Genomic DNA, 19002 nt, shown 5'->3' with positions numbered 1-19002 from the left:
CCTTCCTTGGCCAAAAGTGCAATGTTAGATCGGCGGATTGTAAATTCCATGCAATTAAAACAACTAGACCAATTTCTCCCGTCCGGCTGATCGATGTTCTGGGATTGTCCAGTTTTTGCTAGTTTGCCCAGAACGGGGAGTATTCTTTTCAGGGTATCTACCCCCAAACGGATCGTCCTTTCGGGAGCGTGCGATGTGCGGCATCGTTGGTGTAGTTGGAGATCGCCAAGCGGTCGATTTCATCGTTCAGGGGCTGCGTCGGCTTGAATACCGGGGTTATGACAGCGCCGGAATCGCCGCTTTTGACCCGGATGACGTCGAAATTAGCATCTGCAAAACCGCCGGGCGAATTGACAATCTGGCCGCGCGACTTACTCAGCAACATGTGGTTGGCGCCACCGGAGTGGGGCACACACGTTGGGCTACGCATGGTCCGGCTACCGAAACCAATGCACACCCGCATAGCGGTCAGGGAGGCGAAGTCGTCCTGGTCCACAACGGCGTGATCGAGAACTACGCCAAGTTAAAAGAGAAGCTGATCGCTCGAGGTTATGAATTTGTGACCGAGACCGATAGTGAAGTCATTGCCCACCTGCTGGAAGAATGTCGTCGCCGTCAGCAGGCGGACTCCAAGCCAGATGCGGTTCTGACCGATCAGCAAATTATTGATATCGTTCAAGACGCATTGGCGCAGCTACGAGGCACCTATGGCTTGGGGATTTTATTCAAACAACGTCCTGATTTGATCGTCGCCGCGCGACTTGGATCGCCGTTAGTTGTCGGTGTTACCGATGACATTCACTATCTAGCAAGCGACGCTTCGCCGTTGGCCGGGTTCACCGACAAGATCGTCTATTTGGCTGATCACCAAATCGCGCTGCTCAAAGCAGACTCGCTGCAAGTTCGGCATCGCGATCATGGCGCGATCCAACATAGCGTCGAAGTGATCGAGATTGACGCTTCCGAAGTTGAACTGGGCGGCTACGAGCATTACATGCTCAAAGAGATCTTCGAGCAGCCGCAGTCGGTGGAAAACACGATGCGCGGCCGTCTTAGTCTCGATGATGCGACCGCCGTGTTTGGCGGCTTAAATCTGTCGCCGCAAGAGCTGCGCGGCGTCGATCGAATCTTGCTGACCGCTTGCGGCACCAGCTGGCACGCGGCGCTGGTCGGCGAGTATATCATCGAAGAAATGGCCCGCATCCCGGTCGAAGTCGAATATGCGTCAGAGCTACGTTATCGAAATCCTCCTACGCCGCGGCGGACATTGGTCTTTGGGATTACGCAAAGCGGCGAAACGGCCGATACGCTTGCCGCGCTGCGCGAAATGAAACGCAAAGGGCATCCCACGCTGGCGATCTGTAATGTTGTCGGCAGCACCATCGCCCAGGAAGCGGACGGCGGCATCTATCTGCACGCAGGCCCCGAGATCGGCGTAGCGTCGACCAAGGCCTATACCTCGCAGTTGACTGTGATGGCGATGTTAGGGCTTTACTTTGGCCGCCTGACGCATCTCAGCTTTGATCAGGGGTATCGCATTATTGAGTCACTGCAGAAGTTGCCCGCTGCGATTGAGCAAGCGTTGGAGTCGAACGATATCGCGCGGAAGATTGCTGAGAAGTACCAGTCCGCGACCAACTTCCTGTACTTAGGGCGGCACTTTAATTTTCCAACGGCGCTGGAAGGCGCGTTGAAACTAAAAGAAATTAGCTACATCCATGCCGAAGGCTATCCCGCGGCCGAACTCAAGCATGGTCCGATCGCGCTGGTGGACGAACAAACGCCGAGCGTCTTTATCATGCCGCGCGGCGTTGTGTACGACAAAGTGATGTCGAACTTAGAAGAGATCAAAGCTCGCAGCGGTCCGGTGATCGCGATCGCCAGCGAAGATGACGATCAGGTCGCCAAGATCGCCGATGACGTGATCCGCATCCCCATGGTGGACGAATTTTTGCAACCGATCGTCTCGATTATTCCTCTGCAATTACTCGCTTACCACATTGCACAACTTCGCGGCTGCGATGTCGACAAGCCGCGGAATTTGGCAAAGAGTGTGACGGTCGAATAGGCCCCGCTAGTCCCACGATTGGGTCGTGTTATCCCCTTCTGAAATAACATCCAGAAATCGCCTTGATTTTACCCCTGCGGTGGGGTATTACGGGGTTCTAGATTTATTCATTCGAAGGGCAAGCAATGTCAATTCCGGTTCGCTGTCCGCATTGTCGCGGAGAGTTTCAAGTCGAGAACAAATATGCCGGAAGCAAGATCCGGTGTCCGAAGTGTAAAGCAGGCGTGATCGAGGTTGCTGCGTCTGGCGCCGCTTCTTTGGGTTCCGCATTTGGCGACGAGCTGATGCTCAAACCCATTGATTCAGATTCTAGTGCTGCCGCAACAGGGCCCCCTCGGAAGCGGCGACGCAATTTCCTAAAGAACAAAGCGGTGCGCGGCTGGATTGGCAGTGCGTTGATAGTTGGGGGGCTGTTGGCGGCAGCCGGTTTCACTTGGCAATTGCTCAGTCAAACAAATCTGGCTGAGTTGAATCTGCCGGATGTTAATCTGCGGAGCGTCACCAGCGGTTCTGATATTGCGCCCAAATCGACTTCGGCCCCGGAATTGGATTCAAAAACATCACCGGAACAGTTTTCGCCGGTCGCGAGTCAGACTCAGCCGCAGCAGTCATCCATGCCCGAGCAAGGGATGCTCACAGGCGAGAGTTCGGTTACAGCGCCGACTTCCCCAGAAGCGGGGAAGTCGTACTCGGCAACAAAGCGGCAAGATGTTGGGCAAGTCAATGATTTAATCGTTAATAACGTCGCCTCGTTTTGGGGGAACGCGACGCGGCTGCGATCGAAATTGCATCCCTTCGAGATCGATTTTCCTTCTGACCGGGTGATAGCGCTTCCGACTCCTGAAGGGCCTGGTGTTGGACCAGGCAGTTACACCTATCTGCATCGACTGGATACAGGCATGATCCACGGTCGGTTCGTGCTGCATAACGACTTGGTGCCTGGGTATGCGAATGTTTTCGCCGTCCGTTTCAGCCCGCGACAAGAAGGGGAGTCTGACGAAGAGGCGCTTCGCCGCGTTGCTTCGGTCGAGCTATCCCAACGAGCAGGAACGCCAGTTGAACATAAGGTGACGCAACACGAAGGTTTTTATGCGATCGATACGGTGAGCTCGTTCGATTCTGAAAACGAAAATGTGGTTGTGCGGATGCGCAGCCGCGCGATTGCGCACACTTCCGGCGTCTATGTGATCGGGGCTAGAATGAAAGGGGTAAGTCCCGTGATGATTGACCGTTTCATCAACTCCTTCCATTTTCGGGAGTATCCTGGTTCGCTGGGAGACGGATCCGACCTGATTCCGGTCTTCGCCTCCAATGGTAGGCGCCCAACGCCGAGAAACCTTGCGGGATATCCAGACCCGCAGGGGCAGTACATCCTGTGGGAAGATATTCCTGTCGAGTAGTGTTATTTGGCGGTTGCGGACCAGCTAGGTGACGAAGAATGGGTGTCCGACTCTCCTGCGCCAGCGAGACAAGCGTATGCCGATTCCGGTTCAATGTCCGCACTGCCAAAAGGCGATTCAGGTTGCCGATAAGTTTGCCGGCAGCAAGATTCGCTGTCCAAAATGCGGCGACGGCGTGATTTCGGTCGGCATTCTACCAACCTCGGGCAAGCCTGCGACGGCCGATCAGCCGTACCAACTAAAGCCGTCGCCTGCTTCCACACCCGGCAATTCACGAGCAGTGAAGCCTGCATATCGAAAGATATTCCGGCAAAAAAAGCTGCTCGGCTCTCTGGCCGTGTTCGGGATCGGACTAGGGGTCTTGTTGTTTGTGGGTGGACTAACAGTCACCGCGGGGAGTTTTGCTTGGCGGGCGCTCGGGCAAATGGGGATGCCCGACTTGGCGATGCCTGAGCTAACGCTGCCAGAAGTGTCTCTGCCAAAGGAGACGCCGCTGGCGGACACGATCGAGCAAGCCAACGTTCCGCCGCAAGTAGCGAAACACTGGCGACTCTACCAGAGCAGCCACCCGCGGTTTGAGATCCTTTTTCCTCAAGGGCAAGTGATCAAAACAACGCTTAACGGCGGGATCCAGTTTTTGTGGATGACGCCAGAACAGGGGCTGGATCGAGCAGACGAATTCGCCATCCTGGGGATTGGGTATCTTCGCCGCCAGCCTTGGGAATCCGATCAAGACGCGATCGTGCGGGCAGAAAGGCTCTCACAAAACTCGATCCTTGATAAGCGGCTAAACGGCACGGTTCTTCATCGTAAAGAAATCGGCTACCACGGACTATTTGCCGTAGAACGAACGCTAAGTGACAAGCAAGGGCCGATTGTCGCCGTATCGACTTCAATTGCGCATCCATCCGGCGTCTATACGATCGAAGGGCTCGCCAGTCGCAGTCTTTTCTCCTTGGCGCAGTTGGAAGCGATGCGCGACTCGTTTCGCATTCTTGAACCTGCGACTTCGGTAGGCCCAACTTTGAGTCGTATGCCGGATGTTAGCCAAAGCGGACCGTCAGAGATGACGCCCTCCTCGGTACTCCCTAGAGGACCAAATGGTCAGTCAGAGCCTCATCAACAAAACAGATTTAATCCCAGGTGGACGCTTTATCGCAGTCCCGAGCATCCCTTCGAGATCTCATTTCCCAACGAAAATGTGCAAATCCTGCGGAGAGGGGATGATACGGAATACTTCTGCCTGGGGAGCGAACGATCTGGCTCAGGGGGAGTCCGTATGCGGGATGTAGGGCGTTTCCACGTCCGTTTTTTTCCTCGATTTGATGGCGAAAGCGAGCAAGCGGTAGTAGATCGCGTTGAACGAATCATCGGCGTTCCCCCGCACGGCGCATCGCACCACTCCGGCGCTCGCGTGGAGCATATCGCCGGGACGCATGACGGGTTTCCCTCGGTCGAATGCCGCTTGCTGGGAGGAATGCAAACGTCCCATATCCTGGGCATCATCGTGGTCCATCCAAGCGGCTGCTATCACGTGGGCGCGATGATGAGTTCGACGCAAATCACCGAAGCAGCACTCGATAGGTTCAAACAGTCTTTTCGCTTTCAGCGCTAGGCAACTACCACCACGGAAACAGCGTCTTTACCGATGCTGCCGAGTTAGTCCGCCCCACTTCTTTCCCGTCGCGGACATACACAAAGGTCGGAATGGAACGGATGCCGTACTTTTGCGCGAGGTCCGTATCGTTGTCGACATTGATCTTTTTGATCGGGTAGCCCTCGTCCCGCAGCTGTTCATAGGCGGGCTGGGCATTCTTGCACGCTCCGCACCAAGGCGCCGAGAAGAAATAGACCTGGCCTGCGACTTCGCTGGGCTTCGGCGGCTGCGGCAGCTCGATCTGATCGGAGTATTTCAGAGCAACGACGCCGATCGGAAGCAAGAACGTGGCCAATGCAATCAGTAAAACTACCGGTTTAGGCATCGTTGTGTACCTCTGAAGGCGGGGGTAAGTGAGTGAGATGATCCTCCAACAGTAGTTTTTCGTTAGTGCCGCTAAGGGGATTGGACCAACGGCGGAGCCGAATCAGCAAGATTCTTCACGGCGAGCTTCGTCTGACCGGAACAGTCGTTAGAAACAGGAGGGATCAACAGCGCCCACACGAGCAATCGAAAGTTTGATTTCAGATGGCAATTTCGGCGCGGACCGATTGAAAATCGAGCGCGGAATCACCCCTCGAAGAGCGATTTTCGAGATTCTTACGAACTTTTTCAAAGTGATTTGAGCCTTGTTTTCTCGGGTGAAACGCATTTTGCGACAAAAATCTTGTTCGCAAAACGCAGGGCCCGTTGACGGACCAATTTGTTCTGGTAATCTTTGTCCTTCCCAAGTGGTTGCTGACGCGGCCAAGGGGGAAAACAAAAAACGAGAGACCACGTTTCTCGAGCTTTGATCTTTGACAATTTGGTTGTGACCTCTGTTAAGTTCGGCGTGAGGCTGTGCTTCACAAAGATCGATTCAGGCTTCGGCTTGAGGATGTCTTTGCGAGGCTAAAATCACGATGAACTGTATTTGAATTGTTTTGCAAAGAGCAGTTCAAACACTTTAACTGTTGCTCATAAGCGATTTACTTCGGTAAGTCGTAAAAGCATATAACAATTGAAGGGTTTGATTCTGGCTCAGAATGAACGTTGGCGGCATGGATTAGGCATGCAAGTCGCGCGATAACTGAGAAAGCTTGCTTTCGAGGGGACAGCGGCGAAAGGGAGAGTAACAGGTGGTTTATCTACCCTCGGGTTTGGGATAGTGTCGGGAAACTGGCAGTAATACCAAATAACATCTACGGATCAAAGTTCCGGCGCCCGGGGATGAGACTGCTCACTATTAGCTTGTTGGCGGGGTAATGGCCCACCAAGGCTACGATGGTTAGCGGGCGTGAGAGCGTGGCCCGTCTCACTGGGACTGAGATACTGCCCAGACACCTACGGGTGGCTGCAGTCGAGAATCTTTGGCAATGGGCGCAAGCCTGACCAAGCGATGCCGCGTGCGGGATTAAGGCCTTCGGGTTGTAAACCGCTGTCAGAGGGGAAGAAATTTTGACTGATCCTCAGAGGAAGGACGGGCTAAGTTCGTGCCAGCAGCCGCGGTAAGACGAACCGTCCGAACGTTATTCGGAATTACTGGGCTTAAAGGGTGCGTAGGCGGCCCTACAAGTCAGGTGTGAAATCCCACGGCTCAACCGTGGAACTGCGCCTGAAACTGTAGGGCTTGAGGGAGATAGGGGTGAGCGGAACTGATGGTGGAGCGGTGAAATGCGTTGATATCATCAGGAACACCGGCGGCGAAGGCGGCTCACTGGGTCTCTACTGACGCTGAGGCACGAAAGCTAGGGGAGCGAACGGGATTAGATACCCCGGTAGTCCTAGCTGTAAACGATGAGCACTGGATCGAGGGGACTCCCACATCTTCTCGGTCGTAGCGAAAGTGTTAAGTGCTCCGCCTGGGGAGTATGGTCGCAAGGCTGAAACTCAAAGAAATTGACGGGGGCTCACACAAGCGGTGGAGGATGTGGCTTAATTCGAGGCTACGCGAAGAACCTTATCCTAGTCTTGACATGTTTAAGAATCTCCCTGAAAGGGGAGAGTGCTCTTCGGAGAGCTTTTGCACAGGTGCTGCATGGCTGTCGTCAGCTCGTGTCGTGAGATGTCGGGTTAAGTCCCTTAACGAGCGAAACCCCTATCTCTAGTTGCCAGCGAGTAATGTCGGGGACTCTAGAGAGACTGCCGGTGTGAAACCGGAGGAAGGCGGGGATGACGTCAAGTCCTCATGGCCTTTATGACTAGGGCTGCACACGTCCTACAATGGTGCGAACAAAGGGACGCAAACTCGCGAGAGTAAGCAAATCCCAGAAAACGCGCCTCAGTTCGGATTGCAGGCTGCAACTCGCCTGCATGAAGCCGGAATCGCTAGTAATCGCGGGTCAGCATACCGCGGTGAATATGTTCCTGAGCCTTGTACACACCGCCCGTCAAGCCACGAAAGTGGGGTGCACGCGAAGTCGCTAAGCTAACTCGCAAGAGAGGCAGGCGCCGAACGTGAACTCTGCGATTGGGACTAAGTCGTAACAAGGTAGCCGTAGGGGAACCTGCGGCTGGATCACCTCCTTTCTAAGGAAAACTGTTAGATGACTCAGGAAGACTCACACTTCCTTCTAGCGTCGCTTACTTCGGTAAGCAGCGACGATCGAAAGATCTTCGCCTGTACAATAGACATCTAACGGTGGGACAGCCTCATAACGCTTAACTGGGTCACAACCATTTTTATACGAAGCTCGTGATAGAGATATCTATCACGAGCTTTTTTCGTGCGCTCGTTGTCTCTGTGCGTACTGATTTCGCACGATTCTTCGGGTAAAATTAATGAGAACGTGGCGACATAGGCCGTTGCTCTTTCGCGAGCAACCTAGTTCTATAAAGTTGCATGACGATTCAAGCATGTTCTAATCAGGTCCTCGATTTCTACGCCCGCCGCGAACGTCGATTCGGCTTGGGGTTTTTCGCCCTGATTTTTGGAACGATTGGCATCGTCGCAGTCTTTGCCGCGATGACAAATCGCCAGCCGGAACAAATGCGGCCGTTTATGATGGCTGGCTATCTGATTACGACCCTTGCTTTCCTGTTTTTCGTTTTTATGGCAGGTTGGAGCCGACGAACTGAGATCAACCAAGTTTTCCAGGTTGTTTGTGTGCGGGATTATTTGTTCAGGTTTATCCCTTTGGGAATTCGTCAGATCCGTTTCGCCGAACTCGATCACATCGAATGTGGGATCTCTGTAAACAGCGGATATGCGTACAAGGCGAAGCCGTATCGGCAACTCTGCATTTCGCTGGTAACAAGCGGTCCGAGAATCATGGTGGCGATCCGGCTATGGGATCAGCATTTCGAAGGAGCGAAGAAAGGTGCCGAAGAACTCGCTGGTCTGCTGCAGGTACCGCTGAAAGAAGTGGAGCTCCGCGAGTAGATGCGGGATTCGCAGATAAAGTTTTGGTGAACAAGTGCACTAAGCTAGGTTCGGATTGCCTTGGTATTGCTATTCTGGAAGTTCAAATATCTGGCTTTTTCTCCCAGGAGCAACTGCGATGCAACGACGTAATTTTCTTCAATTGGCTGGCGCTGCAGTTGGCGGCTCTTTTTTGCCGGGCTTGGTTCGAGCTGACGAAGCGGCCAAACCGTTTCGCTTTGCCCATTTAACCGATATCCATGTTCAGCCAGAGCTCTCGGCCGACAAAGGACTTCGTAAGTGCCTGGCGACGATCAATGCTTTGGAGAGCAAGCCGGAGGTGATTGTCACCGGCGGCGATATGGTGATGGATGTCTTTGCCCATAATCGCGATCGCGCCGATCAGCTTTTTTCGCTCTACAGCGACGTCACTAGCGGAGAAACCGACATCCCGTTTCGCAGCTGTATCGGCAACCATGATGTTTTCGGTTGGTCGCATAAGCAGGATGTGAAACCGGAAGACCCCGCGTTTGGTAAAGGCTTGGTTTGCGAAAAACTAGGGCTGGAAAAAACGTACTACGCCTTCAACCAAGGCGGTTGGCGGTTCTACATCTTGGACGACATTCAAATGGCGCCCAACAACCGCTATCAGGCCTACCTCGATGAAGCGCAGTTTGATTGGCTGAAAAAAGATTTAGCTGAAAAACCGGCTGAAACCCCCGCTGTAGTCGTCAGTCATATCCCGATTTATACCGTCACCACCTTTGATAACGGTCGCGAAGAAGATCTCGCCTACCGTGTTGGCTTTAGCGCAATGTGCCGTGACGCGGTGAAGCTTGGAAATCTATTTTCCAAGCACAACGTGAAACTGGCGCTTTCCGGACATCACCACCTGTTGGAGCGGATCGAGTATCGAGGGGTTACTTACATTTGCGGCGGCGCCGTCTCCGGCGGCTGGTGGCGCGGTCCGCGTGGTGACGTACAAGAAGGTTTTGGACTGGTCGATTTGAACCCGAACGGTACCTTCGACTATGAATATGTCGACTACGATTGGACGCCGGTGACGTAGTCGCCCGGTTTCTTGGATTGAATTAACGCAAAGAACCCCGGTTTGTCGTGAGCACGAACCGGGGTTCTTTTATGCTCGGGCATGACTTTATGACGAGGGCCCTGGCGCACGAGCTTGATTCAGTAGACCGAACTCCATGGATGACGGCAAGTTAAAACCGGCTACGCGACCCGATGCGCCGTCCCCGTTGCAACGACCGGAGTGATGTGGAATCGACGCACCGCCAAGTACCCCACGACTAAAAATGCAACCAAAACGGCCAGTTGGGCGATGGCAAACGGCGGTTCTGCATTGGTAGGCGCCAACGTATGCAACGCCGGGATCTTCAAAAACGACTGGACCACCAGCACAAAGAAATTGAAGTAGAACGCCAGCAATGAAGTGACGATATACGTGATTCGCCAGCCGTGTTGCAGATGTCCTGCATAGCGAGCAACCGCCGCGATCACCAACACGATCAGCGACAAGATCCCAATCACCACGCCGGGGGTAAGTTGCAGATTCGGAAATCCAAATCCGGTCAGACTGGTCAATAACGTCGTGATGAAAAAAGTGCCGGTCCAGCCCCGCAATGGTCGCGAGCTAAGCAAGCTATAGACAAACCCAAAACCCGAGACGATACCGACCAAGCTGATTGCGACATGGATAATCGTGTAGATCGTTAAAGCGGACATCGGAAGTTTCCTTCGCCAGTAAATAGTTGATTCGCCTAATAAGCAGATGCCTACCAAGTGGCCAGGATACGCTGTCCCCGGGATTATTAGCGGACACGTCGAACACTGGCCCCAGTGAAAGTCGTCCAGAGAGCGAGAAAGAGGCTCAAAACCGGTCAAGAAATAGAAAAATCCCATTGCTCGCGGCGCCGTAAAGCAGGCGAAACAATGGGATCTTCAAAGTGGGCTAGACTGGATTCGAACCAGCACGTCCTTTACGGACACTAGGCCCTCAACCTAGCGCGTCTGCCAATTCCGCCACTAGCCCGTGGCTTTCCTTTATAGTCGCTCGCGGCGACTGTAATGGAACACATTAGTCTAGGAAAACCGCTCTCCGGGTCAAGCGGGGGGCGATTACCGATCTGGCCGTCGTTTGACCACGAAAATTGTCCGGTCGCACGTGGTAGGACGGTGCAGCTTGGCGAGAAGTTCACGCCCTGCGGTCAAGATTCGTTCGGCTGGAAGTTCGAGATGCTCACGCAGTTTCTCGGCAAACTGGGCTATTCCTGCGGCGCCGGCTTCATCAAACAGGTATTCGCGAACGCCGGACGACATCATCGTGATTGCTGATCCTGGTTTTAGCCGTCGTTCGACAAATCGCGGATCGACGTCGGTTCTGGCGCCCAGCAAAAAAGACATATCCCAAAGTTCTTCCCAGCCATCCGGCGTAATTAATAGGCCGCAGGTTTCGCCGGCGTTCGAGATTTCGATTAAACCGGTTTCAGGATGAATCACGCCGTAAGAGAGTGAAGCGAACCGATCACCAGCCGAAGTCGACCAAAAGGTGTGATTCACACGGTTTACCAAGGTTCGCGAGTCGGCGGCATAGCGGCTGTGCGATTTGACCGCCGATGCTAGTTGCCCGGCCATCATCGCCGCTTCCAATTGACGGCCATCGGCATCGCCGACCGTGATCGCTAACGCGCCATCGTCGAGCATCGACCAGTCATGGAAGTCGCCGCCGGCTTGCTCGGCTTGTTCGGTCCAGCCAGCTAGGTCCCAACCTTCCAGCAGTGGTTTGACGTGCGGTAATTGGTGATCTTGTTGAGCTGCGATTGACGTCAGCTGTTGCGTCAGATCGTGCGACTCGGTTTTATCCCTCAACAATACGTCGAGTTCCAGCTCCGACGCGATTCGCCCGGCGATGATTTCTAGCGTTTGCGTTTCGGCGCTAGTGAAGTCTCGATATTCTTCCGAGAAAATCCAGAGCGTGCCAATTGGATTGGTGCTCGTCGAAACCGGAATGCAGCAAGCCGACGGAAAATTCTCAGGGCAGCGCCAATGCGGAAGCAGCGCGGTGTCTTCAAGCACGACAGCATTTCCGGCTAGTGCTTCAAGATCGGCGATCGCGGCGGCCAGGGGGCGAGCCGGTTCCAGAAAACGATCTGGCGGCAGATTGAGCGCCGCGCGAAGTTTCAACTCGCTGCTGGTGTCATCCAGCATGTAGATTGCGGCGGCGGAAGCATGCACGTTTTCGATCGCGCCGCGCATCACGGCCTGCAGTTTGTCGGCGATATGAATTTTCGCTTCGACGGCCGAGACCGGAATGTTAGCGGCAAGCTCAGCTTCGACGCGAATCATGCCGGTGCGGACTCGCTGCACTTCCGACATCATTTCGGCCAGAGCGCTGGCGATTTGCCCGACTTCGCGAGGAGGCGTAAAGTCGGCGTCATCCACTACCGGTTTCACCAGTAAGCGGCCGGTTGCGGATCCATCCAGATCCACAATCGCATATCCATTTCCGGCCGAACCTTCGCGGTACTCGAGTTGACAGCCAAAGGCTTCGACCAAAGCCGCACTGGCGGAAGCCAAGCCGGGGAAGATTGTCTTCCCGCCGGTCGATGGTCGTTCCGCCGCGTGACGGTGAATACGGAGATAGCTGGGAAAGGGCCGAGCCATAGTTACACGCTAGTTGGAATCTGCTTTTTTCCTTTTCCGCCTCGTCCGTGGCGATTTTAACTCGAAGCGCTGATCCATAGCACTCACAAGCCTGCGTCGACATCCTTCGTCGAACAGTTAGGGAATCGGCGTCACAGCTAGCACGCATTAGCTGCTTTTCCTAATTTCACACATGCCGCGGTAGTTCGTACCTATTAGGTGGAGTTTTCATTTGCAGAACCGATCAAATCGTCACCGTCTGAACTTCGAAATGACCGAAGGTGTCCGATGCTTGGTGGACAAAAGAACAGTTCAATGTTCGTCAAGCTTGCAGCGAGGGTTTGAAGCAAATGAGATGGCACTACACCAACGGGCGACGCATCGATGCGATCTTCGCCAGCGGAGAATTGAAGCCAGCAACCGATTGTCGAACTGGTCGGATGCGACCAGCGGTGTGGTTATCGACAGTCGATACGTGGGAAGAGACCGCTAATCGAGCGGTACGACGTATTGACGGTTCGGTATTGCGCTGCAATCGAGATCAAACCGATGCGTATTGTGATGGACTGTTTCGGTTTGAGATCGCCGCGCGCACTTCCTTGGTTTCGTGGCGCGAGCTTGCGACAATGTGCGGAGTGCAAACAGCCGACCTGCTGAGGATTGAAAAGCAGGCGCGGCGGTTAGGGAGCGATCCGCTGGGGTGGTACGCTTCGCTTCGCTCGATCCGTAGTGATCAATGGCTCGCGATCGAACGCTGGAACGGCAGTAATTGGGAATCGGTTGAAGCCTGCGCAATGAGTTTGGCGGCATCTGTCGCAACGCGTCTAGCTGGTTAACCGTTTTCTTTAAGCGCCATGACTATATCAAGAATTGCTTTCTTGCCGTCAGCAAACAGCATCAGCGAATTGTCAGCAGCGAACAGTGGATTGGGGATACCAGCAAAACCGGGGCTCAGGCTCCGCTTAATCACAATCACGGTTCGCGCCTTGTCGACGTTAATAATCGGCATCCCGGCGATGGGACTGCTGGGATCGGTGTTCGCGAGTGGATTGATCACGTCATTGGCGCCGACCACAATGGCTACGTCAACTTGACCCATCGTCGGATTGATGTCATCCATCTCGCGCAGCTTTTCATACGGAACGTCGGCTTCGGCCAGCAGCACGTTCATATGTCCTGGCATACGGCCGGCAACAGGATGAATCGCATATTCGACTTTGGCTCCCCGTTCTTCCAGGATATTCGCCATATCGCGCACCGCATGTTGTGCCTGAGCGACCGCCAAACCATACCCGGGAACAATCACCACGCGTTGAGCCCCGTCTAGGATCATGGCCACGTCGTCGGCCGAGGTCGACCGAACGTTGGCGTAGATTTCATCAGCGGCAGGACCCGCTGAGGCGGCGGCCGATTGTAAGCCGCCAAAAACGACGTTGAGCAACGAGCGGTTCATCGCTTTGCACATGATTTGCGTCAGCACGATACCCGATGCGCCGACTAGGGAGCCGGAGATGATGAGGACGTTGTTATCGATCACAAATCCGGTCGCCGCCGCCGCGAGACCTGAGTAGGAGTTGAGGAGCGCGATCACCACCGGCATGTCTGCGCCTCCGATCGGGACGACCAGCGTGACCCCCAAGACCGAGGCGATGATCACAATCAACAGATAGGGCACAACGGCGTAGCCAGAACTGGTCATCACGATCACCAACAACAGCAGCACCAACAACATAATCGCATTGATCAGATGGACCGCCGGGATGGTGATCTGCTTCTTAAACATCGCCAGCTCTTGTAGTTTGCCATAGGCGACCAGCGATCCCCAAAAGGTGACAGCGCCGATCAGGCCCGACAGGGCGCCTGCCAGCAATACTTCAGGCGAATCATTTTTTAGTCGAAGCATTTCCGCGCCTGCAACAAAGATGGTCGCTGCGCCACCGAACCCGTTGAACAACGCAACCAATTGCGGCATTTCCGTCATTTGGATTTTGACCGCTAGCACCACGCCGATAATGCTGCCGATTATCAAGCCGATGATGATATACGTACCGATGCCGGTGACGAGCAGCGTCAGCAACACTGCCAGTAACATCGCTGCGGCGCTGATCAGATTTCCCTTTACCGCGGTGCGCGGATGGGACATGAACTTCAGGCCCAGGATAAATAGGATCGCCGAAACAACGTAAGCCAGATTAATCAAGGCGTCGTACACAGGGGGATTCCTTCGTTGAGGCCGACTTGCGTTAGCGCTTCGGTTTGAACATTTCGAGCATCCGATGCGTCACCAGATAACCGCCCACGACATTTACCGTCGCTAAGATTACGGCGATCAGCCCAATGAATGCCGCCAGCGGCGAATCGATAGCACTAGCGGCGATCAACGCTCCGACAATTGAGATTCCGCTAATCGCGTTAGAGCCCGACATCAGTGGAGTATGCAGCGTCGGCGGAACTTTGGTAATCAGCTCAAAGCCAATAAAAATCGCCAAAATGAAAATTGTCAGACTCGCGACAAGTGCGTCATAGCGAGTAAAATTGGCCTCCTCGGGCTGCGGCTCCCCATCCACAGGCTCTTGCGTAGTTTCTACTACCGGCTCAGGATCCGGGGCTTTGGGGGCGGCTTCTGCTTTGATTGGCTCGGCAGCTTTTGCAGCCTCCTCTGTTTTCCTAGGCTCTGCAGCCTGAGCCGGTTCTGTCGTGGTAGGCTTTTCCGCATCCTGCGCCAACGCAGCAGTAGCACTTCCCCAGATCAGCAGTAGCAGTACAAGGCATCTCATGTTGCGTTTCCTTCTGAGGGAGGCGCCGGATCGTCATCCAGCGGTATTTTGTCGTTGTCCGATGGGGGCTTCGGCGGTTCGATCGCCGCAAGGCCAAGCATCTCGCGAATCCGGTTGTGGATCACTTCCCCATCACGGGCAACCAGAGTTGCGGCGATGATCTGGTCCTCTGGGTTAATGACCAGCTTTCCATCTTTCACCATGTTGAGCAGGAACTTGGTGATATTGTTGGAGAACATCTGGCTGGCATGCTGCGGAACCTCGGACGGGAGGTTGGTCGGGCCTAGGATCACGACGCCGTTGTGTTCAACTCGCGTGTCGGCTTGGCTCGGCTCGATGTTTCCTCCTCGTTCGGCGGCCAGATCAATCAAGACCGAACCTGGTCGCATTCCATTTACCGCTGCTGTGTTCACTAGCAGCGGTGACTTCTTGCCGGGGATTGCGGCGGTGGTAATAACAACATCACATTCGCGAACGGTATCGGCCATGAACTCACGCTGCTTCTGGTAGAAGTCTTCGCCGAGATCTTTGGCATACCCTCCTTTGTCTTGAGCGCCGCTTGATTCCAATTGGAAGTCAACCGCCTTGCCGCCGAGACTTTCGATCTGCTCTTGAGCTTCTTTGCGAACGTCGTAGGCCATCACAATGGCGCCCAGTCGCTTGGCCGTGGCGATCGCTTGCAATCCGGCGACGCCAGCACCGATCACAAAAACTTTGGCCGGAGCCAGCGTGCCAGCTGCGGTCATCATCATCGGGAAGATCTTGGGCAACTCAATTGCGGCGACTAGAACGGCACGATAGCCAGAGATGGTAGCTTGGGAGGAGAGAACATCCATGCTCTGCGCACGAGTGATGCGTGGAATTAACTCTAGCGAAAACTGTGTCGCCTGTTTGCCGGCCATTTCGGCGATTGCCTCGGGATTACCAAGCGGATCGCAGCAGCCGATCAGAATCTGTCCCGGCTTAACCAGATCGAGGTCGATCTTCCCCGCTTCTGGGTTAGCGCCCAGTGAGCGGACCTGAAAGACAACGTCAGCCTGGGCGAATGCGTCAGCCCGGGAAGCAACGATACTAGCTCCAGCAGCTTCGTAGGCGGTGTCCAGAAAGCCGGCAGCTACTCCGGCGCCGGTTTCGACTAGGATTTCGGCGCCAGCTTTTTGCAACTGGGCAAGGGACGCGGGAATCAGGGAGACACGCTTTTCGCCCGGATAATTTTCGCGTACGACAGCAATAATCATGTTATTTCCCTAGGTCGTGGGGCGCGGCGACTGGGAATTTCTGAAGCGAGCGGGGTACTTGGCCGCGCAGCACAACTCAAATCGTGAAAAATTCTTACACACCTGGAGGCGTCTGGGAACCCTTTTTCCGTTGGTTTATGCCTAGTTCCTGCATAGTATCTGCGGGTTTTCTCCCTTTCTGTAAATCGGGGCGGCGGTCACTTGCGGAATAGCACGTAGATCGGTAAAATCCGTGTTTCCCCTGACCGTTCTGGGCCCCATTAGGGCGCTGAAGTCCCGGTTTTGAGCGGAAAAATCAAAGAACCGGTTCGGAATCTGCGAGCCGGGGTGGACTGTTGAGCCAGGATTTACTGTGAGCCAGGATATTATGTCGACTACAACTTTCATGGCGAAGACCGGTCAAGTCGAACAGCAATGGTGGCTGGTCGATGCGGAAGACCAGATCGTCGGTCGCTTGGCGAGCGACTTGGCCATGATCTTGATGGGGAAGCATCGCCCCACCTATACCCCCCACGTTGACACTGGCGATTATGTCGTTGTCGTAAATGCTGAGAAGGTGAAGTTCACCGGCGGCAAGTGGGACAAAAAAGAATACACCTGGTACACCGGATATCCCGGTCTGCGTACCGAAACGGCCGGCAAACGCCTTGAGCGTCACCCTGACTGGATCTTGCGAGATGCGGTCCGTCGGATGCTGCCAAAAAACAAACTAGCGACCAAGATGCTCGACAAGCTGAAGATTTTTGTCGGTCCCGAGCATGAACATCAAGCCCAGCAGCCGCAGCCGCTGACTGGCTTGGGTCAAGTCAAGCAAAAGAAACGCAAGTAAGCGATACCTAAGGGAACAATATGTCGACTGACGAAACTAATGTCGAATCGCCCGTAGAAGCCGAAGTTCAAACGGCTCCGGCTCCGGTGAAAAAATCGAAGACGACCGAAGGCATTATCCTGGGCACGGGACGCCGTAAATCGAGCGTTGCTCGCGTTCGCATCAAGAGCGGCAGCGGCAAGATCTCGATCAACGGTCGTTCGTTGGAAGATTTCTTCCCGAACCTGCAAGACCAAGTGTCGTTCATGGGGCCGCTGGAGGACACCGGTTTCGTCAACAAGATCGACATCCGAATTCTCGTCAACGGCGGCGGTACTTCTGGCCAGGCCGGTGCTTGCCGCATGGGCCTAGGCCGTGCGATTGCAAAGATGGACGAAGCGGCCTTCCCGGCACTGCGAGAAAATGGTCACCTGACCCGCGATTCTCGCATGAAGGAACGCAAAAAATACGGTCTACGTGGTGCTCGCCGCGGTACTCAGTTCTCGAAGCGTTAATCGCTCGGACTGCGTTTGCAGACTGCAAGTTACAAAAGAGCTCGCCCGTTTTGGGCGAGCTTTTTTTATTTGAGGGGCTCAGTCACACGACAATTCTCGGGTGCGATAGTCTCGCGGCATCTTCGACGAATGAGCATGTCTTCGGCGCCGATGATTATTTCGAGTCGCACTTTTATTGTTCAGCGCATGGTGCTGGCTCGCTCAACAGGCTTCGAAGGCTATGTGCTCTCTACCCCAAGATAGACGCGATCGGCTTCCCTTCGCTGATCGCCATCGGGCGGCCGATCGGCGTGTCGTACATGTGGTGGTAGTCGATTCCCAGCGTCTGATAGATCGATGCGTGGATGTCGGCGATGCCGACCGAACCGGCGACCTCCGCCGTGACCTTGGTTCCCTCGGGATCGGTCTCACCAATACAGGCTCCCCCGCGAATCCCACCGCCGGCCAGCGCGACGCTAAATCCATGCGGCCAATGATCGCGGCCGCCGGCTGGATTGATCTTGGGCGTGCGGCCAAATTCTCCCCCGCAGAGGACGACGGTGCTCTGCAGCAGATCACGCTCTTCCAACAGTCGGATCAGCGCCGAGAAGGCCGGATCAAGTTCGGCGATGCGACCAGTTTGCAGTTCGTGATTATTAATGTGCGAATCCCAGCCATTGAGCGTCACTTCGACGCAGCGAACGCCGGTTTCGATAAGTTGAACGGCGCACAGGCATCCGCGGCCAAACGGCGTATCGCCAAAATCATCCCGCAGCGATTGCGGCACTTCCTCTATGTTAAACGCTTTAATCTGCTCGCTATCCATCATTGTGATCGCTTTGTCGATCGTCGCCAGGTGAAGAGTGCGGTTCTGCTCTAGGTCCGATCGTCGTCCCCGGGCGAACGAGCGCTCTAGGATCTCAAGATCTTTGCGGCGCTGGTTGAAACGATCATCCCCGACGCGCCGCGGCAAGTCAGGCAAATCGCCGAGCGGGTCGTGCATTTTGAACGCATCGTACTTGTTGCCGAGAAATCCGCCGTGTGCCGGCCATTGGTTTGGGAATATCGAGACATGACGAGGGATCTCGACCCCTGCGCTTGATAGTTCGTGGCACATTACCGCGCCGATTGTTGGATGAATCAGCGTCGGGTCAGGGCGATACCCGGTCTTCATGTTGTAGGTCGCCCGCTCGTGATCTCCTTCTTTGCTGGTGACTCCGCGCAGCAGTGCGATGCGATCCATCACTTCGGCAGTCGCCGGCATCAAGTCCGAAATCTCGACGCCAGGCGATGAAGTTGCGATTCGCTTGGTTTTGCCGCCGATGAGCTTGCCGGGATGCGGATCAAAAGTTTCTAGCTGACTGGGTCCCCCTTGCATCCAGAGGACGATCACCGACTTGGCAGGTGCGCCGCTCTTGTCCGCTGCGGCAGCCGCAGCTAACTGTGCGGCAAGCGGAGTCAGCCAAGGTAATCCGCTGGCCGCTTTGAGCAGGGTGCGCCGTGAAAAATGATCGGGTCCGCCGCAACCGACGCTTTGGGGATGTTTGCGTGTCATCAATG

General features: G+C 54.8%; 15 protein-coding genes, 1 tRNA gene and 1 rRNA gene. 9 read left to right on the top strand and 8 right to left on the bottom strand.

All coding sequences use genetic code 11. From position 1 onward, the window contains the following. Nucleotides 1-193: 193 nt before the first annotated feature. The 3 genes from glmS (at nt 194) to SH421x_RS21290 (ending at nt 5083) form a co-directional block, all read left to right on the top strand. Nucleotides 194-2068, top strand: coding sequence for a glutamine--fructose-6-phosphate transaminase (isomerizing) (gene glmS, locus SH421x_RS21300; RefSeq protein ID WP_488852033.1), 1875 nt, complete (start codon nt 194-196; stop codon nt 2066-2068). Nucleotides 2069-2193: 125 nt separating this feature from the next. Continuing rightward, the gene (locus SH421x_RS21295; RefSeq protein WP_488852032.1) at nt 2194-3468 is read left to right on the top strand and encodes a zinc ribbon domain-containing protein; all 1275 of its coding nucleotides are present in this window, start codon (nt 2194-2196) and stop codon (nt 3466-3468) included. Nucleotides 3469-3544: 76 nt separating this feature from the next. Next, nucleotides 3545-5083, top strand: coding sequence for a zinc ribbon domain-containing protein (locus SH421x_RS21290; protein WP_488852031.1), 1539 nt, complete (start codon nt 3545-3547; stop codon nt 5081-5083). Nucleotides 5084-5087: 4 nt separating this feature from the next. Here the strand turns inward: SH421x_RS21290 and SH421x_RS21285 are convergent, their stop codons facing one another. Next, nucleotides 5088-5450 (bottom strand): thioredoxin family protein, encoded by a 363-nt coding sequence (locus SH421x_RS21285; RefSeq protein WP_488852030.1) that lies wholly within the window; start codon nt 5448-5450, stop codon nt 5088-5090. A 672-nt stretch (nt 5451-6122) separates the two neighbouring features. Here SH421x_RS21285 and SH421x_RS21280 point away from each other — a divergent pair. The 3 genes from SH421x_RS21280 (at nt 6123) to SH421x_RS21270 (ending at nt 9534) form a co-directional block, all read left to right on the top strand. After that, nucleotides 6123-7633, top strand: a 16S ribosomal RNA gene (locus SH421x_RS21280). A 313-nt stretch (nt 7634-7946) separates the two neighbouring features. Next, the gene (locus SH421x_RS21275; RefSeq protein ID WP_488852029.1) at nt 7947-8486 is read left to right on the top strand and encodes a hypothetical protein; all 540 of its coding nucleotides are present in this window, start codon (nt 7947-7949) and stop codon (nt 8484-8486) included. A gap of 118 nt (nt 8487-8604) precedes the next feature. Then, nucleotides 8605-9534, top strand: coding sequence for a metallophosphoesterase family protein (locus SH421x_RS21270; protein WP_488852028.1), 930 nt, complete (start codon nt 8605-8607; stop codon nt 9532-9534). Between the two features lie 161 nt (nt 9535-9695). On the opposite strand, the gene SH421x_RS21265 is transcribed toward SH421x_RS21270, so the two are convergent. From SH421x_RS21265 to SH421x_RS21255, 3 genes are all read right to left on the bottom strand, one after another. After that, on the bottom strand, nt 9696-10208 hold the full coding sequence (locus tag SH421x_RS21265) for a hypothetical protein (RefSeq protein WP_488852027.1): 513 nt from the start codon (nt 10206-10208) through the stop codon (nt 9696-9698). 222 nt (nt 10209-10430) lie between these two features. Further along, nucleotides 10431-10515, bottom strand: a tRNA-Leu gene (locus SH421x_RS21260). A gap of 86 nt (nt 10516-10601) precedes the next feature. Continuing rightward, complete coding sequence (locus tag SH421x_RS21255) at nt 10602-12146, bottom strand: PP2C family protein-serine/threonine phosphatase (RefSeq protein WP_488852026.1); 1545 nt, start codon at nt 12144-12146, stop codon at nt 10602-10604. A gap of 329 nt (nt 12147-12475) precedes the next feature. Here SH421x_RS21255 and SH421x_RS21250 point away from each other — a divergent pair, with 329 nt between their 5' ends. After that, the gene (locus SH421x_RS21250; protein WP_488852025.1) at nt 12476-12961 is read left to right on the top strand and encodes a hypothetical protein; all 486 of its coding nucleotides are present in this window, start codon (nt 12476-12478) and stop codon (nt 12959-12961) included. Here SH421x_RS21250 and SH421x_RS21245 read toward each other — a convergent pair. Genes SH421x_RS21245 through SH421x_RS21235 form a run of 3 tightly spaced genes read right to left on the bottom strand, consistent with a single transcriptional unit; the run spans nt 12958 to nt 16140 of the window. After that, nucleotides 12958-14337 carry an NAD(P)(+) transhydrogenase (Re/Si-specific) subunit beta gene (locus SH421x_RS21245; protein ID WP_488852024.1) on the bottom strand — a complete coding sequence of 460 codons (1380 nt, stop codon included), beginning with the start codon at nt 14335-14337 and terminating at the stop codon, nt 12958-12960. The two genes, SH421x_RS21250 and SH421x_RS21245, sit on opposite strands and share 4 nt — an antisense overlap. 31 nt (nt 14338-14368) lie before the next feature. Then, nucleotides 14369-14902, bottom strand: coding sequence for an NAD(P) transhydrogenase subunit alpha part 2 (locus SH421x_RS21240; protein WP_488852023.1), 534 nt, complete (start codon nt 14900-14902; stop codon nt 14369-14371). Next, nucleotides 14899-16140: a Re/Si-specific NAD(P)(+) transhydrogenase subunit alpha gene (locus tag SH421x_RS21235; RefSeq protein WP_488852022.1), complete on the bottom strand. Its 1242-nt coding sequence runs from the start codon at nt 16138-16140 to the stop codon at nt 14899-14901. Before SH421x_RS21235 ends, SH421x_RS21240 begins: the two co-directional genes overlap by 4 nt. Before the next feature lie 385 nt (nt 16141-16525). Between SH421x_RS21235 and rplM the strand changes: the two genes are divergently transcribed. Beyond that, a complete protein-coding gene (gene rplM, locus SH421x_RS21230; protein ID WP_488856470.1) occupies nt 16526-16969 on the top strand; it encodes a 50S ribosomal protein L13 in 444 nt (147 codons plus the stop codon). Between the two features lie 20 nt (nt 16970-16989). Beyond that, nucleotides 16990-17463, top strand: coding sequence for a 30S ribosomal protein S9 (gene rpsI, locus SH421x_RS21225; protein WP_488852021.1), 474 nt, complete (start codon nt 16990-16992; stop codon nt 17461-17463). A 229-nt stretch (nt 17464-17692) separates the two neighbouring features. On the opposite strand, the gene SH421x_RS21220 is transcribed toward rpsI, so the two are convergent. Beyond that, nucleotides 17693-18997 (bottom strand): DUF1501 domain-containing protein, encoded by a 1305-nt coding sequence (locus tag SH421x_RS21220; RefSeq protein WP_488852020.1) that lies wholly within the window; start codon nt 18995-18997, stop codon nt 17693-17695. Nucleotides 18998-19002: the final 5 nt, after the last annotated feature.

The organism is Blastopirellula sp. SH421, from assembly GCF_057808535.1.
The sequence above is the reverse complement of the archived record's forward strand: the minus strand, read 5'-3'. Positions and strand labels throughout refer to the sequence as shown.

Excerpts from the sequence above, each read along its gene's own strand:
- SH421x_RS21255 (WP_488852026.1), bottom strand. The coding sequence starts at position 12,146 with ATGGCTCGGCCCTTTCCCAGCTATCTCCGTATTCACCGTCACGCGGCG.
- SH421x_RS21275 (WP_488852029.1), top strand. The coding sequence starts at position 7,947 with ATGACGATTCAAGCATGTTCTAATCAGGTCCTCGATTTCTACGCCCGC.
- SH421x_RS21220 (WP_488852020.1), bottom strand. The coding sequence starts at position 18,997 with ATGACACGCAAACATCCCCAAAGCGTCGGTTGCGGCGGACCCGATCAT.
- SH421x_RS21265 (WP_488852027.1), bottom strand. The coding sequence starts at position 10,208 with ATGTCCGCTTTAACGATCTACACGATTATCCATGTCGCAATCAGCTTG.
- rplM (WP_488856470.1), top strand. The coding sequence starts at position 16,526 with ATGGCGAAGACCGGTCAAGTCGAACAGCAATGGTGGCTGGTCGATGCG.
- SH421x_RS21285 (WP_488852030.1), bottom strand. The coding sequence starts at position 5,450 with ATGCCTAAACCGGTAGTTTTACTGATTGCATTGGCCACGTTCTTGCTT.
- SH421x_RS21295 (WP_488852032.1), top strand. The coding sequence starts at position 2,194 with ATGTCAATTCCGGTTCGCTGTCCGCATTGTCGCGGAGAGTTTCAAGTC.
- SH421x_RS21250 (WP_488852025.1), top strand. The coding sequence starts at position 12,476 with ATGAGATGGCACTACACCAACGGGCGACGCATCGATGCGATCTTCGCC.
- SH421x_RS21290 (WP_488852031.1), top strand. The coding sequence starts at position 3,545 with ATGCCGATTCCGGTTCAATGTCCGCACTGCCAAAAGGCGATTCAGGTT.
- glmS (WP_488852033.1), top strand. The coding sequence starts at position 194 with ATGTGCGGCATCGTTGGTGTAGTTGGAGATCGCCAAGCGGTCGATTTC.
- SH421x_RS21240 (WP_488852023.1), bottom strand. The coding sequence starts at position 14,902 with ATGAGATGCCTTGTACTGCTACTGCTGATCTGGGGAAGTGCTACTGCT.
- SH421x_RS21270 (WP_488852028.1), top strand. The coding sequence starts at position 8,605 with ATGCAACGACGTAATTTTCTTCAATTGGCTGGCGCTGCAGTTGGCGGC.
- SH421x_RS21235 (WP_488852022.1), bottom strand. The coding sequence starts at position 16,140 with ATGATTATTGCTGTCGTACGCGAAAATTATCCGGGCGAAAAGCGTGTC.
- rpsI (WP_488852021.1), top strand. The coding sequence starts at position 16,990 with ATGTCGACTGACGAAACTAATGTCGAATCGCCCGTAGAAGCCGAAGTT.